12 protein-coding genes and 2 tRNA genes are annotated in these 15,197 nt (G+C 65.0%); 9 read left to right on the plus strand and 5 right to left on the minus strand.

Annotated features, from left to right (window positions below; translation table 11 throughout):
• Positions 1 to 604 precede the first annotated feature (604 nt).
• The gene (locus IE126_RS18015) at positions 605 to 1,684 is read right to left on the minus strand and encodes an Mrp/NBP35 family ATP-binding protein (RefSeq protein ID WP_189381790.1); all 1,080 of its coding nucleotides are present in this window, start codon (positions 1,682 to 1,684) and stop codon (positions 605 to 607) included.
• Between the two features lie 266 nt (positions 1,685 to 1,950).
• On the opposite strand from IE126_RS18015, the gene IE126_RS18020 reads away from it, so the two are divergent.
• Positions 1,951 to 2,166, plus strand: a complete 216-nt coding sequence (locus IE126_RS18020) for a DUF1127 domain-containing protein (protein ID WP_054302233.1) — start codon at positions 1,951 to 1,953, stop codon at positions 2,164 to 2,166.
• 557 nt (positions 2,167 to 2,723) lie between these two features.
• Positions 2,724 to 3,869, plus strand: a complete 1,146-nt coding sequence (locus IE126_RS18025; RefSeq protein WP_108129284.1) for a benzoate/H(+) symporter BenE family transporter — start codon at positions 2,724 to 2,726, stop codon at positions 3,867 to 3,869.
• A 66-nt stretch (positions 3,870 to 3,935) separates the two neighbouring features.
• Here the strand turns inward: IE126_RS18025 and IE126_RS18030 are convergent, their stop codons facing one another.
• On the minus strand, positions 3,936 to 6,356 hold the full coding sequence (locus IE126_RS18030; protein ID WP_054302283.1) for an ATP-dependent helicase: 2,421 nt from the start codon (positions 6,354 to 6,356) through the stop codon (positions 3,936 to 3,938).
• A gap of 219 nt (positions 6,357 to 6,575) precedes the next feature.
• Here IE126_RS18030 and IE126_RS18035 point away from each other — a divergent pair, with 219 nt between their 5' ends.
• Positions 6,576 to 10,016: a pyruvate carboxylase gene (locus IE126_RS18035; RefSeq protein ID WP_189381791.1), complete on the plus strand. Its 3,441-nt coding sequence runs from the start codon at positions 6,576 to 6,578 to the stop codon at positions 10,014 to 10,016.
• Positions 10,017 to 10,079: 63 nt separating this feature from the next.
• On the opposite strand, the gene IE126_RS18040 is transcribed toward IE126_RS18035, so the two are convergent.
• Positions 10,080 to 10,280, minus strand: a complete 201-nt coding sequence (locus IE126_RS18040; protein WP_054302236.1) for a CsbD family protein — start codon at positions 10,278 to 10,280, stop codon at positions 10,080 to 10,082.
• A gap of 213 nt (positions 10,281 to 10,493) precedes the next feature.
• Here IE126_RS18040 and IE126_RS18045 point away from each other — a divergent pair.
• The 5 genes from IE126_RS18045 (at position 10,494) to IE126_RS18065 (ending at position 13,027) form a co-directional block, all read left to right on the plus strand.
• A tRNA-Gly gene (locus tag IE126_RS18045) sits at positions 10,494 to 10,568 on the plus strand.
• 18 nt (positions 10,569 to 10,586) lie between these two features.
• Positions 10,587 to 10,661, plus strand: a tRNA-Gly gene (locus IE126_RS18050).
• A gap of 131 nt (positions 10,662 to 10,792) precedes the next feature.
• A complete protein-coding gene (gene hisB, locus IE126_RS18055) occupies positions 10,793 to 11,380 on the plus strand; it encodes an imidazoleglycerol-phosphate dehydratase HisB (RefSeq protein ID WP_054302237.1) in 588 nt (195 codons plus the stop codon).
• A 97-nt stretch (positions 11,381 to 11,477) separates the two neighbouring features.
• Positions 11,478 to 12,116: an imidazole glycerol phosphate synthase subunit HisH gene (gene hisH, locus IE126_RS18060; protein WP_189381792.1), complete on the plus strand. Its 639-nt coding sequence runs from the start codon at positions 11,478 to 11,480 to the stop codon at positions 12,114 to 12,116.
• On the plus strand, positions 12,113 to 13,027 hold the full coding sequence (locus IE126_RS18065; protein WP_189381793.1) for a glutaminase: 915 nt from the start codon (positions 12,113 to 12,115) through the stop codon (positions 13,025 to 13,027). The genes hisH and IE126_RS18065 overlap by 4 nt, the downstream gene beginning before the upstream one ends.
• Here IE126_RS18065 and IE126_RS18070 read toward each other — a convergent pair.
• Together IE126_RS18070 and IE126_RS18075 are read right to left on the minus strand one after the other, a co-directional pair.
• The gene (locus IE126_RS18070) at positions 13,024 to 13,875 is read right to left on the minus strand and encodes a DMT family transporter (protein ID WP_108129408.1); all 852 of its coding nucleotides are present in this window, start codon (positions 13,873 to 13,875) and stop codon (positions 13,024 to 13,026) included. The genes IE126_RS18065 and IE126_RS18070 overlap by 4 nt on opposite strands.
• 64 nt (positions 13,876 to 13,939) lie before the next feature.
• Positions 13,940 to 14,323, minus strand: a complete 384-nt coding sequence (locus IE126_RS18075) for a DUF2147 domain-containing protein (protein WP_189381794.1) — start codon at positions 14,321 to 14,323, stop codon at positions 13,940 to 13,942.
• A gap of 148 nt (positions 14,324 to 14,471) precedes the next feature.
• Here IE126_RS18075 and hisA point away from each other — a divergent pair, with 148 nt between their 5' ends.
• Complete coding sequence (hisA, locus tag IE126_RS18080) at positions 14,472 to 15,191, plus strand: 1-(5-phosphoribosyl)-5-[(5-phosphoribosylamino)methylideneamino]imidazole-4-carboxamide isomerase (RefSeq protein ID WP_189381795.1); 720 nt, start codon at positions 14,472 to 14,474, stop codon at positions 15,189 to 15,191.
• The last annotated feature ends 6 nt before the right edge of the window (positions 15,192 to 15,197 follow it).

Consider the following 15,197-nt stretch of genomic DNA (forward strand, 5'->3'; position numbering starts at 1 on the left):
TCGTATGGTCGAATGACGGAGGTGCCTGTATGAAACCTGCTTTTCGCCTTTGGGGTCTTGCTGCCCCGTGCTTTTTCATTTCCGCCGTCATTCGATAGCCAAGGGATGCCATGGGACTACATGGTAATCAATGGGATTTTTCGGGATGCAGCCGGAAGATGTTGAGACGCCGCGCTTTGCCGCACAGCATCTGGTAGGAAAGAGCGCGGATTTTCGGCTAATTGTGGCGAAACCTGCAACAAGCGCCCACTAGATATAGCGGCGTGTTTTTTTCGCCACGCACAGGGATCTTCCGCCTCATGGGATCGCATGGCACCGCCACAAATGACCCGAAAGGCACATTTCATCCCCGGAATCGCCCCATTCGCCCCCGACTCGGGGATGAATCACGCCTCAGTGATTCGTGACCACGCGCGATTCCGCGTGTGTCCCGGTTCGATCCCATGGGATTCCATAATTTCAGGAGGACCATTCCCATGATTTCCCGGCAGTACCATGCTTTCCCGCCCGTGCCCTGCCATGCTGGCCCGGAAAATCCCGCTCAGCCCGCGAAAACGAAAACGCCCGCCAAAAGGCGGGCGTTCGGGATCACATGGGAAAGCGCTCAGGCCATGCCGCCGTCGATCAGGCGGCGGGCAAGCCGGGCATAGGCCTCGGCCATCGGCCCCTGCCCGGTGGCGATCGGCCTGCCCGCATCTCCCGCCAGCCGCGTGTCCAGATCCAGCGGCAATTCTCCTAGGAAGGGCACGCCAAGCTTCGCGGCCTCGGCTGCCACGCCGCCATGACCGAACAGATGCGCCTCATGCCCGCAATTGGGGCAGACATAGGTGGACATGTTCTCGATCAGGCCCAGCACCGGCACTTTCAGCTTGCCGAACATGTCAAGCGCCTTGCGCGCATCCAGCATCGCCACATCCTGCGGGGTAGAGACCACGACCGCCCCGGTCAGCGCGAAACGCTGGCTCAGCGTCAGCTGGATATCCCCCGTTCCAGGCGGCAGGTCGATCAGCAGGATATCCAGATCGCCCCAGGCGACCTGCTCGATCAACTGTTGCAGCGCCCCCATCAGCATCGGGCCACGCCAAATCACCGCCTCGTCCTCTTTCAGCATGAAGCCGATGGACATGACGGTGACACCATGCGCCTGAAGCGGGATGATGGTTTTGCCGTCAGGGCTGGCGGGGCGCTTGTTCACCCCCATCATGCGCGGCTGACTGGGGCCATAGATATCAGCATCCAGCAGACCGACGCGCCGCCCCTGCCGGGCCAGCGCCACAGCAAGATTGGACGAGACGGTGGATTTCCCCACGCCACCCTTGCCCGAGCCGATGGCCACGATCCGGTCAATCCCGCTGACCCGCTTCGGCCCACCCTGATGCGGCGCGGCGTGGCCACCGATCTTGAGGCCCTGCGGCGGCGGCGCCTTGGGGGCGGCGGGACCATGGGCCGTCATCACCACCTGAACGGACCCCACCCCCGGTAGCGCCCGCAGAGCCGCCTCTGCCGCGGCCTGCACCGGCGCCAGCGCCTGCGCCTCGGCCGGGCTGGGCGCCTCGATCACGAAGGCCACGCTGTCGCCATCGACCCGCAGCGCCCGAATCAAATCCCGGCTCAGCAGATCGCCGCCACCGGGCAGCGCGACCCGCGCCAGAACGGCCTGAACCTCTTCGCGTGTAACCGCCATGCGGACCTCCTGTCTTGCGCGCAGAGCCTTGTTCACGTTACGTCAAAGTGCAAGACCCGTTTACCATTTGCTCAAAAAACTGGCGATGCGCTTGGAAATGATCAAGATTTTCCTCGCGTCAGCCATGCGGAAGCCGCATAGCTGCAATGCGGCGAAGCGGGATTGTGCAGTTGCAGCATTTGCCCCATCTTGGCTTCAACAGCGCAGAACACGGATCGACAGACCCGAAGATGTGAGCGCTAAACCGAGACTTGAGGCTGACTGAAATGGCTTATGTAAACACCACCCGCGTCGCACATATCAGCGTTGCCGACCGCATCATGGGTCTGGTGGACGGGTTCCGCAAGATGCAGGCGCGGCGGGCGATCTATCGCCAGACCCTGCGCGAGCTGAACGCCCTGTCGGGCCGTGAACTGGCCGATCTGGGCATCCATCGCTCGATGATCACCCGTCTGGCGCAGGAAGCTGCCTACGGCAAATAAGTTTCTTTGCCGGGTTCCACTTCCTCCCGGAACCTGATGCAAAAGCGGCGACATCGCTCCTCCTCCCTAGATGTCGCCGCCTCTCTCTACCGGAAGCCACGGCTTCCAGAGTTTGCGCGGCCCCTCCTCCTCCCTGGGCCAGTCGCAAGAGCGGCGATCCCCTCTCCTCCCTGGGATTGCCGCAAGCCATACGGGCCTTATATGCCCGGAACGGTTCCCTGGCCCCTCCTCCTCCCTGGGCCGTGGGATCGGCGACAGCCCCCTCCTCCTCCCTGGGGTTGTCGCAACTCTTTCGGGCCGAAAGGCCCAACAGGTTCCTGGCCCCTCCTCCTCCCTGGGCCATGGAAAATGCGGCGCCCCCTCCTCCTCCCTGGGGTGTCGCAACCATAGCAGCCGCCCCTCCTCCTCCCTGGGCGGATGTTGAAAACGGACGGCGACACCCCTCCTCCTCCCTGGGTGTCGCCGTTTCCGTTTTCGGGCCCCACCTCCCTGCGCCCTCTTGCATCGCCCCGCGCCCGCGCTCATGGTCCGGCGGATTGCCGCCAGAGGATGCGCCCTTGCCGATTTCCGTCTTTTCCGCCGCCCTTGTCGCCGCGCTGGTTGGCTATGGCTCTACCATCGCGCTGGTTCTGGCGGCCGCGGCGGCACTTGGTGCCACGCCCGCACAAACCGCAAGCTGGGTGCTGGCCATCTGCATTGGCAAGGCTGTCGGCTCCGCCTGGCTGAGCTGGTCGAATCGCATCCCCGTCGTGCTGGCCTGGTCCACCCCCGGCGCCGCGCTGATCGCCGCGACCGAGGGCATCGGCATGGCGCAGGCAGCGGGGGCCTTCGTGCTGGCCGGGCTTCTGGTGCTGGCAACCGGGTTGATCCAGCCGCTTGGCCGGCTGGCGCAGCGCATCCCCGACGGCATTGCCGGCGGGATGCTGGCGGGCGTGCTGCTGCCCTTTTGCATGAAACTGCCGGCGGCGGCGCAGGCGGTGCCTGTGCTGGTCTTGCCGGTGATCGCCGTCTTCGCGCTGGTGCGGCTGCGCAATCCGGCGCTTGCGGTGCTGGTGGCGCTGATTCTGGGCATCGGCGCGGCCTTCATCAGCGGCATCGCCAGCTTGCCCGCGCTGAGCCTGCCCCTGCCGAGCCTGACCTTCATCGCCCCCGCCTTCGATCCCGGCACCTTGATCGGGCTTGGCCTGCCGCTCTACCTGGTCACGATGGCCTCGCAGAACCTGCCTGGCTTCGCCACGCTGCGTGCCGCCGGATACGAGCCGCCGGTGCGCGCGGGGCTGGTGACAACGGGCGGGATATCCGCCGTGATCGGGCTGTTTGGCGCGCATACGATTTCCATGGCCGCAATCACCGCCGCAATCTGTCTGGGCGACGACGTGCATCCTGACCGCAATCGCCGCTGGATTGTCGGGCTGGTCTATGCCGGGTTCTGGGTGCTGCTGGGACTGCTGACCCAGCCGATTCTGTCGCTGCTGTCGGCACTGCCGACCGAGCTGATCACCGCCATCGTGGCGCTGGCGTTGCTGGGTCCGCTCATGGGCGCGGCGACCCATGCCTTCACACCGCCCGAAACCCGCTTCGCCGCCGCGATCACGCTGGCGGTCACCGCTTCGGGTGCAGCGGTGCTGGGGATCGGCGCTGCCTTCTGGGGTCTGATGGCAGGGCTGGCCTTTCATGCGCTGGAGCGGCTGAAACCGCGCTAGGGGGCGCTCGTGTCCCCTTGGCCTGCGGCCTACCCCCTGAGGATATTCAGGCCAGGATGAAAGGCGTCAGAACGGCAGGTCGCCAGCCTCGTGCGCGGGCGAGATAAAGCCCGCGACCACCTTCTTGGTGCCAGCCTTGTCGAATGCGACCTCCAGCTTGTCGCCCTCTATGCCGATGACGGTGCCGTAACCGAATTTCTGATGGAATACACGGTCTTGCAGGGCGTAGGCCGAAACTGCCTGAAGGTCGATGGTCATGTTTCGGCTTTCGCGCGGCTGCGACATCGGGCGCTGACCCGCGCGATCCTGCAGGCGCTTCCAGCCCGGCGAATTGTAGACATCGGCCCGTGTCGCGCGCTCCTCGATCCGCGAGCCGCCGAAGGCCGGCGCCGCCGCGCCGAAGCCGCCGCCGTAAAGGCCGGGCGGGGTCAGCACCTCGACATGGGCGCCGGGCAGTTCGTCGATGAAACGCGAAGGTAACTGGCTTTGCCACTGGCCATAGACCCTGCGATTGGCGGCAAAGCTGACGGTGCAGAGCCGTTCGGCGCGGGTGATCCCGACGTAAGCCAGACGGCGCTCCTCCTCCAGCCCCTTCTGGCCGCTTTCATCCATGCTGCGCTGGCTTGGGAACAACCCGTCCTCCCATCCGGGCAGATAGACCACCGGGAACTCCAGCCCCTTGGCGGCATGCAGCGTCATGATGGTGACCTTCTCGGCCGCCTCTTCAGTTTCATTATCCATGATCAGCGCGACGTGTTCGAGAAAGCCTTGCAGGCTGTCGAACTGTTCCAGCGCCTTCACCAGTTCCTTGAGGTTTTCCAGACGACCCGGTGCCTCGGGCGTCTTGTCGTTCTGCCACATCGAAACATAGCCGGATTCTTCAAGAATCACCTCGGCCAGCCGGACATGCGAATGATCGCGCGCGGGCGCCGTTTCGGGCAGCAGCGGCTCCAGCACCGCATCTGCAACCTCGGGGCGGCTGTTGACCACGGTGTCGTGCCAGCGGTCCACCCCATCGACGAAGGCACGCAACTGCCCGGCGCCCTTGCCGCCGATCCCGCCCCGCGCCAGCAACTCGCGCGCGCCTTCCAGCAGGCTGACACCATTTTCGCGGGCCGCCCGCTGGATTTCCTGCTGCGCCTTGTCGCCAAGGCCGCGTTTGGGGGTGTTCACCACCCGCTCGAACGCCAGATCGTCGTCGGGGCTGACGGCGAGCCGGAAATAGGCCATGGCGTCGCGAATTTCGAGCCGTTCATAGAATCGCGGGCCGCCAATGACGCGATAGGGCAGCCCGATGGTGAGGAAACGATCCTCGAAGGCACGCATCTGGTGGCTGGCGCGGACGAGAATCGCCTGATCGTTCAGCCCGAAAGGCCCGAGCCCGCGTGTGCCGCGTTGCAGCGCCTCGATCTCGTCGCCGATCCAGCGCGCCTCTTCCTCCCCGTCCCAATGGCCGATGAGGCGCAGTTTTTCGCCGCCCTCTGCCTCGGTCCAGAGTGTCTTGCCCAGACGCCCGGCATTGGAGGCGATCACACCCGAGGCGGCGGCGAGAATATGTTCGGTGGAGCGGTAGTTCTGTTCCAGGCGGATCACCTGCGCGCCCGGAAAATCCTTTTCAAACCGCAGGATATTGCCCACCTCGGCGCCGCGCCAACCGTAGATCGACTGGTCGTCATCGCCCACGCAGCAGATGTTGCGATGACCCTGGGCCAGCAGGCGCAGCCACAGATACTGCGCGACGTTGGTATCCTGATATTCGTCGACAAGGATATAGCGGAACCAGCGCTGGTACTGCGTCAGGATGTCGGCATGGGCCTGAAAGATGGTGACGCAATGCAGCAGCAGATCGCCGAAATCGCAGGCATTCAGGCTGCGCAGGCGCGCCTGATACTGATCATAAAGCTCGGTCCCGCGGTTGTTGAACCCGGCGGCTTCGGACGAGGGCACCTTTTCCGGCGTCCAGGCGCGGTTCTTCCAATGGTCGATCAACCCGGCCAGCTGCCGCGCGGGCCAGCGCTTTTCGTCCAGATTTGCCGCGACGATCAATTGCTTGAGCAGGCGAAGCTGGTCGTCCGTATCCAGAATGGTGAAGTTGGATTTCAGCCCCACCAGTTCGGCATGGCGGCGCAGGATCTTCACGCTGACGGAATGGAAAGTGCCCATCCAGGGCATGCCCTCCACCTGCCCCAGCATCCGGCCCACGCGGTCTTTCATCTCGCGCGCAGCCTTGTTGGTGAAGGTCACGGCCAGAATCTCATTCGGCCGCGCCTTGCCGGTGGCCAGCAGATGCACGATACGCGAGGTCAGCGCCTTGGTTTTGCCAGTTCCCGCCCCGGCCAGCATCAGGACAGGGCCATCCACCGCCAGCACGGCGGCGCGCTGTGCAGGGTTCAGATCGTCCAGATAGGGTGCGGGCCGCGCTGCCATGGCACGCTGCGACAGGGGAATGGCGGCTTCGAAAGCCTCTGAATCATCATATCCGCTCATATCCGCAAGATAGACGTGCAGGTCGGCCTTGGGAAGCCTGTGTTCCACCAATGTTCCGCCAATTCTGCATATTCCAGAATCTTTACGCCCCGAAGTTTGCAATTGCAAAGCCCTCCTGAATATTTCGCAAAACTTTGCATTGACGTCGGTTCCTGCCCTTGCGCTGCATCGCAGCACCCCTAAAGTGACCGCGCCGTGCAGAGCTTCGGGGAGGAACAGATGACCGAATTTCGCAAGATCCTGATCGCCAACCGAGGCGAAATCGCTATTCGCGTGATGCGCGCCGCGAACGAGATGGGCAAGAAGACGGTCGCCGTCTATGCCGAAGAGGACAAGCTGTCTCTGCACCGCTTCAAGGCCGATGAGGCCTATCTGATCGGTCAGGGCATGTCGCCGGTGGGCGCCTACCTGAGCATCCCGGAAATTATCCGCGTGGCCAAGCTTGCGGGCGCGGATGCCATCCATCCCGGCTACGGGCTTCTGTCGGAAAACCCCGATTTCGTCGAAGCCTGCGAAGCCAATGGCATCACCTTCATCGGCCCGCGCGCCGAAACCATGCGGGCGCTTGGCGACAAGGCCAGTGCCCGGCGCGTGGCTGTGGCCGCTGGTGTGCCGGTCATCCCGGCGACCGAGGTTCTGGGCAACGACTTTGACGCGATCCGTGCAGAGGCGGCAGAGATCGGCTTTCCGCTGATGCTCAAAGCCTCCTGGGGCGGCGGCGGGCGCGGCATGCGGCCGATCCTGAACGCCGAGGAACTGGAGGCCAAGGTCCTGGAGGGCCGCCGCGAGGCGGAGGCCGCCTTTGGCAATGGCGAGGGCTATCTGGAAAAGATGATCCAGCGCGCCCGCCACGTCGAGGTGCAGATCCTTGGCGACAAGCATGGCGAGATCTACCACCTCTACGAGCGTGACTGCACCGTGCAGCGCCGCAACCAGAAGGTCGTCGAACGCGCGCCCGCGCCGTATCTCAACGATGAGCAGCGCGCCGAGATCTGCGAACTGGGCCGCAAGATCTGCGCCCATGTGAATTACGAATGCGCCGGCACCGTCGAATTCCTGATGGATATGGACGAGGGCAAGTTCTACTTCATCGAGGTGAACCCCCGCGTGCAGGTGGAACACACCGTCACCGAAGAGGTCACGGGCATCGACATCGTGCAGGCGCAGATCCTGATCGCCGAGGGCAAGACGCTGGCGGAAGCCACCGGCGTGACCAGCCAGGACGGCGTGCGGCTGAACGGCCATGCGCTGCAATGCCGGGTGACCACCGAAGACCCGCAGAACAACTTCATCCCCGATTATGGCCGGATTACCGCCTACCGCAGCGCCACCGGCAACGGTATCCGTCTGGACGGTGGCACCGCCTATTCCGGCTCGGTCGTGACGCGCTATTACGATTCGCTGCTGGTGAAGGTGACGGCGCATGCGCAGACGCCCGACAAGGCGATTCACCGGATGGATCGTGCGCTGCGCGAGTTCCGTATCCGGGGCGTCAGCACGAATATCGAATTCGTCATCAACCTGCTGAAACACCCGGTGTTCCTGAACGATACCTACACGACGAAATTCATCGACACAACGCCGGATCTGTTCCAGTTCCGCAAACGCCGTGACCGGGCGACCAAGATCCTGACCTATATCGCCGACATCACGGTGAACGGGCATCCCGAAACCGCCGGACGCCCGAAACCGGCGGCTGAAGTGAAAACGCCGAAGGCCCCCGCCCCGCGCACGGAGCCCGCGATGGGCACCCGCAACATGCTGGAACAAAAGGGCCCGCAGGCCGTGGCGGACTGGATGCGCGCCCAGACCAAGGTGCTGATCACCGACACCACGATGCGTGACGGGCACCAGAGCCTGCTGGCCACCCGCATGCGCTCCATCGACATGATCCGCGTGGCACCCAGCTATGCCGCCAACCTGCCGCAGCTTTTCAGCGTGGAATGCTGGGGCGGCGCCACCTTCGACGTGGCTTACCGGTTCCTCCAGGAATGCCCGTGGCAGCGCCTGCGTGACCTGCGCGCCGCCATGCCGAACCTGATGACACAGATGCTGCTGCGCGCCTCCAACGGCGTGGGCTACACCAACTATCCCGACAATGTGGTGCAGGCCTTCGTCAGGCAGGCCGCCGAGACCGGGGTGGATGTGTTCCGCGTGTTCGACAGCCTGAACTGGGTCGAAAACATGCGCGTCGCCATGGATGCGGTGATCGAGGCGAACAAGGTCTGCGAAGGCACGATCTGCTATACCGGCGATCTGCTGGACCCGGCGCGCGCCAAATATGACCTGAAATACTATGTCGGCATGGCGAAGGAACTGAAGGCCGCAGGCGCGCATGTGCTGGGCCTGAAGGATATGGCGGGTCTTTTGAAGCCCGCTGCCGCCCGCGTTCTCGTCAAGACACTGAAGCAGGAGGTCGGCCTTCCGATCCACTTCCACACCCACGACACCAGCGGCGCGGCGGCGGCGACCATACTCGCCGCCTGCGATGCCGGCGTGGATGCGGTGGATGCGGCGATGGACGCCTTCTCGGGCGGCACCTCGCAGCCCTGCCTCGGGTCCATCGTCGAGGCGCTGCGCCATACCGAACGCGACACCGGGCTGGACATCAGTGCGATCCGCGACATCTCGAACTACTGGGAGCATGTGCGCGCGCAATATGCTGCCTTCGAAAGCGGCCTCGCCTCGCCCGCATCCGAGGTGTACCTGCACGAAATGCCCGGCGGGCAGTTCACCAACCTCAAGGCGCAGGCTCGCAGCCTCGGGCTGGAGGAACGCTGGCCCGAAGTGGCGCAGGCCTATGCTGATGCGAACCAGATGTTCGGCGATATCGTGAAGGTCACGCCCTCGTCCAAGGTCGTGGGCGACATGGCGCTGATGATGGTGGCGCAGGGCCTGTCGCGCGGTCAGGTCGAAGACCCGGCCGTTGATGTGGCCTTCCCCGATTCGGTCGTGGACATGATGAAGGGCAATCTGGGCCAACCGCATGGCGGCTGGCCTGCGGGTATCCAGAAGAAGGTTCTGAAGGGCGAAAAGCCGCAGACCGCGCGTCCCGGCCTTGGTATGGCGCCCGTGGATCTGGAAGAGACACGGGCGAAACTTTCGGCCGAACTGAACGGCTTCACCGTCGATGACGAGGATCTGAACGGCTATCTGATGTATCCGAAGGTCTTTCTGGATTACATGGGCCGCCACCGGCTTTACGGCCCGGTCCGCACCCTGCCGACCCAGACCTTCTTCTACGGCATGCAACCCGGAGACGAGATCACCGCCGAGATCGACCCCGGCAAGACGCTGGAAATCCGCCTGCAAGCCGTGGGCGAAACTGGCGAGGATGGCGAGGCGAAGGTGTTCTTCGAACTGAACGGCCAGCCCCGCGTGATCCGGGTGCCGAACCGCGCGGTGAAGGCGAAGACCGCCGCCAAACCCAAGGCGGATTCCGCTAATGCCAACCACATCGGTGCGCCGATGCCCGGCTCCATCGCCTCGGTTGCCGTCACGCCGGGCCAGAAGGTCCGGGCGGGTGATCTGCTGCTCACCATCGAGGCGATGAAGATGGAAACCGGCCTGCACGCCGACCGCGAGGCCACCGTGAAGGCGATCCACGTCACGCCTGGCAGTCAGATCGACGCCAAGGATCTGCTGATCGAACTGGAATGACAAAGGGGGCCGAAAGGCCCCCTTTTCCGTTCCGGCCGTGCTGTGGCCAGATCAGGCCCGGTGTCAGGCCCTGTCATCGAAGAAGCGGTTCACTTCCTTCTCGGCCTCTTCCTTCGAGCGCCCATAGCGCTCCTGCACAAGCCCGGCGAGCTTGTCCTTGTGGCCCTCGATGCGGTCCAGCTCGTCATCGGTGAGCTTGCCCCACATGATCTTGGCCTCGCCCTTCAGTTGCTTCCATTTGCCGGCAATCTGATCGCTGTTCATGGTGCAGTCCTTTCGGGTTTCGTACGGCAGGTCATCCACCGTCGCTGTGCCTGTACAACGGCAAGCCGCCGCATCCGGTTCCCGCCGACGCGCCGATACGCGGGCACCGGATCGCCACCCCGCTGCCCGCGCAGAAAATTTTCTGACCCCCGCGTTTTTCCCCTTGCGCCCTCCGCGCCCCCGGACTAAATCCGCCTCCACCGAACCGGCAGCGCGGGCGTAGCTCAGGGGTAGAGCATAACCTTGCCAAGGTTAGGGTCGTGAGTTCGAATCTCATCGCCCGCTCCAGTTCGGACCGATTGTTGCGCGGGCGTAGCTCAGGGGTAGAGCATAACCTTGCCAAGGTTAGGGTCGTGAGTTCGAATCTCATCGCCCGCTCCAATCGAAAAACGGGCCGCCTTAGGGCGGCCTTTTTCGTTTTCCACACCCAGCCGTCCTGCCCGGCCCGGAATCCCTTCCCCCATGCCCGCCCCCGTCCTATAAGGCCCCCGAAGCAAATGCCGGAGAGCCCCATGCGTAAGGCCGAAGTCACCCGCAGCACCTCGGAAACCGAGATCGCGCTGTCCATCAACCTCGACGGGACAGGCCGCTACGACATGCAGTCGGGTGTCGGGTTCTTCGATCACATGATGGATCAGCTTTCGCGCCATTCGCTGATCGACATGACCCTGCGCGCCAGGGGCGACCTGCATATCGACGACCACCACACGGTTGAGGATACCGGCATCGCGCTGGGTCAGGCGCTGGTGCAGGCACTGGGCGACAAGAAGGGCATCCGCCGCTATGGCGAATGCAGCCTGCCGATGGATGACGCGCAGGTGCATTGCGCGCTGGATCTCTCCGGCCGCCCCTTCCTCGTCTGGAATGTCACCTTCCCCAGCCAGAAGATCGGCACATTCGATACCGAACTGGTGCGCGAATTCTTTCAGGCGCTCGCCACGCATGGCGGCATCACCCTGCACATCGACATGCGCCACGGCGTGAACAGCCATCACATCGCCGAAGCCGCCTTCAAGGCCGTGGCCCGCGCCCTGCGCATGGCGGTGGAGACCGATCCGCGCAAGGCCGACGAAATCCCTTCTACCAAGGGAAAGCTGTAACCCCGCCTCACCGGAGTTCGGCTTTCATCTGTTCCTAAATATCCCCGCCGGAGGCTCCCGCCCCCTCCGCCCGCGCCTCAGCCGGAAAGGAAGCGCCATGCTCACCGTCCTCGTCGATTACGACAGCGGCAACCTGCATTCCGCCGAAAAGGCGTTTCAGCGCATGGCAGTAGAAACCGGCGCGGGCGAGGTCATCGTGACCTCGCGCCCCGAAGACGTCGCCCGGGCCGACCGGATCGTCCTGCCGGGGGATGGCGCCTTCCCGGCCTGCCGCCGCGCGTTGGGCGATCATGGCGGCCTCTTCGAGGCCATTGCCGAAGCCGTGCGCGTGAAGGGTCGTCCCTTCATGGGCATCTGCGTCGGCATGCAGATGATGGCGACCTGGGGCCGCGAATACGAAGACACCCCGGGTTTCGACTGGATCGGCGGCGAGGTCACCCGCATCACCCCCGCCGACCCGCATCTGAAAGTGCCGCATATGGGCTGGAACGATCTGGTGATCGACCATCCGCATCCGGTGCTCGATGGTATCGCCACCGGCGATCATGCGTATTTCGTGCACAGCTACGCCTTCCGCGTGGCCAACCTGGCGGAACGGCTGGCGCATGTCGACTACGCGGGCGACATCACCGCCATCATCGGCGCGGGCACCATGGTCGGCACCCAGTTCCACCCCGAGAAATCGCAGGCCGTGGGTCTGCGCATCATCGGCAACTTCCTGCGTTGGGCGCCATGAGCGATCTGGGCGCCATCCTCGACCGGATCGGCGCCGAAATGGCGGCGGCCCCTGACCGGGGCCGCGTCGCCGATTACATCCCCGAGCTTGCCCGCATCTCGGACTGCCACTTCGCCATGGCCGTCTGCACCGCCGACGGGCAGACCTTCACCACCGGCGAGGCTGACACACCCTTTTCCATCCAGTCGGTCAGCAAGGTCTTCACCCTTGCCATCGCGCTGGGGCGGCTGGGCGATCAGCTCTGGACACGGGTCGGGCGCGAGCCTTCGGGGCTCGCCTTCAATTCCATGGTCCAGTTGGAATATGAACGCGGCATCCCGCGCAATCCCTTCATCAACGCGGGCGCCATTGTCGTGACCGATGCGATCCTCGCCGGGCACAAGCCGCGGGAATTGCTGGGCGAGATCCTGCGCTTTCTGCGCGAGGCGGCGGGCGAGGACGACATCCACATCAACAAGGCCGTGGCGGCCTCGGAACAGGCGACCGGGCATCGCAACCTCGCACTTGCGCATTTCATGGCGGCACATGGCAATCTGCTGCATGCGCCAGAGCTGACCTGCGGCACCTATTTCCACCAATGCGCCATCGAGATGTCTGCACGGCAGCTTGCCCTCGCCGGGCGCTTCCTGATTGGCGCGCCGGACCTGCCGCGCATGCTGGCGCCCGGCCGCACCCGGCGCATCAACGCGCTGATGATGACCTGCGGCCATTACGACGGCTCAGGCGAATTCGCCTATCGCGTGGGCCTGCCCGGCAAATCCGGTGTGGGCGGCGGGATTCTGGTGGTGGCACCCGGCCGCGCCTCGATCGCCGTCTGGTCTCCGGGGCTGAACACGCAAGGAAATTCGCAGCTTGGCACGCTGGCGGTCGAACGGCTGGCGCGCGCGACCGGCTGGTCGGTCTTCGGCTAGGCGGGCCTCTTCGCCACCGCCCAAAGCCCCAGCGCGATCAACGCGAATCCGGCGAAATGCTGCGGACCCAGCCGCGTGCCCAGCACCAGCGCCCCCAACGCCGCCGCGCTGACCGGAATGAGGAAGGTCACCAGCATCAGGTTCACCGCCCCTGCCGTCACCAGCAGCCGGAAATAGAGCGCATAGGCCAGCGCGGTAGACAGAACCCCGATCCCCGCCACCGCCGCCCAGACCTGCGCGGGCGGCATCGCCAGCCGCCAGGGCGCATCGACTGCCAGCCAGACCGGCAACAGGATCACCGTCGCCGCCGTCACCTGCCCGAAGGCTGCCTGCAAGGGCGGCACACCCATCTCGCGGAACCGCCGCCCCCAAAGCCCGGCGAAGGCGTAGCTCAGCGCCGCCGCCAGACAGGCGATCATCGCAGGCAGCGCCCCCGCACCGCCCCCGGCCATCACCGCCACCCCCGCAATCCCCGCCGCCACGCCGCCGAGCCGCCGCGCCGTCAGCGGCTCGGCCCCGGCCAAATGGGCGACCACGACACCCCACAGCGGGGTCGTGGCGTTCAGGATGGCGGCCAGCGCGCCGCTGATCTCGCCCTGCGCGAAGGCGAACAGGCAAAAGGGCACCACATTGTTCAGAAAGCCCATGACGGCCAGCGCCCGCCACACCGCCCAGCCCCGCGGCAACCGCCCGCGGAGCATCACCGCCAGCGCCAGCGCGCCCAGCGCCACCCGGCCCCAGACCACCGAAAACGGCGGCAGCCCGGTCAGCGCGATTTCGACAAAGAAGAAAGACCCGCCCCACAGCACCGAAAGCGCAATCAGGCGGGCCCAGTCATCGGATTTCATGCCAAACTCCATGGTCTGGCCCGATGTCGCAGCACCGGGCCGCAAGGGGCGACCCGGTTCCTGCTCATTTCACGCGCTTCCAGTCCTGCGACTTGCACAGAAGCCCGCCCGCCACGCATCCGGCCAGCTTCATCGCATTGCCCGAGACATTCATCTTGCCCGAATAGACCTTGTTGTTCGACGGCCGCCAGACCTGGCCCTCGTATTTGCCGCCACCGACCGGCACCATGTCGATGACGATCTTCTTGCCGATATTCTCGGATTTGTATTCAGCGCCATCCTTGAAGGTCCGGCTGATCTTGCCGCAGAACGCATTGCCGCAAGGCGCGATGGTAACATGGGCATAGGCCCCGTCATCCACCTGCGTCTGCCACACCCCTTCCACCGGATCGGCGGATGCCGCACCGGCCAGCCCGACAACGGCCGCCGCCAAAAGATAAGTCCGCATGGGTTCCTCCTCCCCTTCGATGCCGCGATCATCGGCCCGGCACCACGATTCCCGCAAGCGTGACGCTACGGCCCCCGCTTCGCCCTTGCCGTCACGTCGCCCGCATGCCAAACCGCGCGCGACCCGCATCCCGCATACGGAGCCCGCCATGATCCTCTATCCCGCGATCGACCTGAAAGATGGCCAGTGCGTGCGCCTCCTGCGCGGCGAGATGTCGGCAGCGACGGTGTTCGGCGACGACCCGGCCGCACAGGCCGCGAAGTTCGAGGCCTCGGGCTGCGAATGGCTCCACCTCGTCGATCTGAACGGCGCCTTCGCCGGTCAGCCGGTCAATGCCGCGGCGGTGGAGGCGATCCTCGCCCGCTGCACCGTGCCCGCACAGCTCGGCGGCGGCATCCGCGATATGGCAACCATCGGCATGTGGCTGGAAAAGGGCCTGTCGCGCGTCATCCTCGGCACCGTGGCGGTGGAAAATCCGGCGCTGGTGCGCGAGGCCGCGCGCGCCTTCCCCGGCAAGGTTGCGGTCGGCATCGACGCGCGCAAGGGTTTTGTCGCCACCAAAGGCTGGGCTGAAGAGACTGACGTCCAGGCAACCGACCTCGCCCGCAGCTTTGAAGACGCCGGTGTCGCCGCCATCATCTACACCGACATCGACCGCGACGGCGCCATGCAGGGCCCGAATATCGAAGCGACCGAAGCCCTCGCGCGTGCTGTCACCATTCCCGTCATCGCCTCGGGCGGCGTCTCGCGCATGGAAGACCTGATCGCGCTGCGCGACACCGGCGTCATCGCCGGCGCCATCTCGGGCCGCGCGCTTTATGATGGCGCCATCGACCTCGCCACCGCTCTCACCGCCCTGAAAGCCTGATTTCAT

This window comes from Gemmobacter nanjingensis, assembly GCF_014652195.1.
GTDB lineage: Bacteria > Pseudomonadota > Alphaproteobacteria > Rhodobacterales > Rhodobacteraceae > Gemmobacter > Gemmobacter caeni.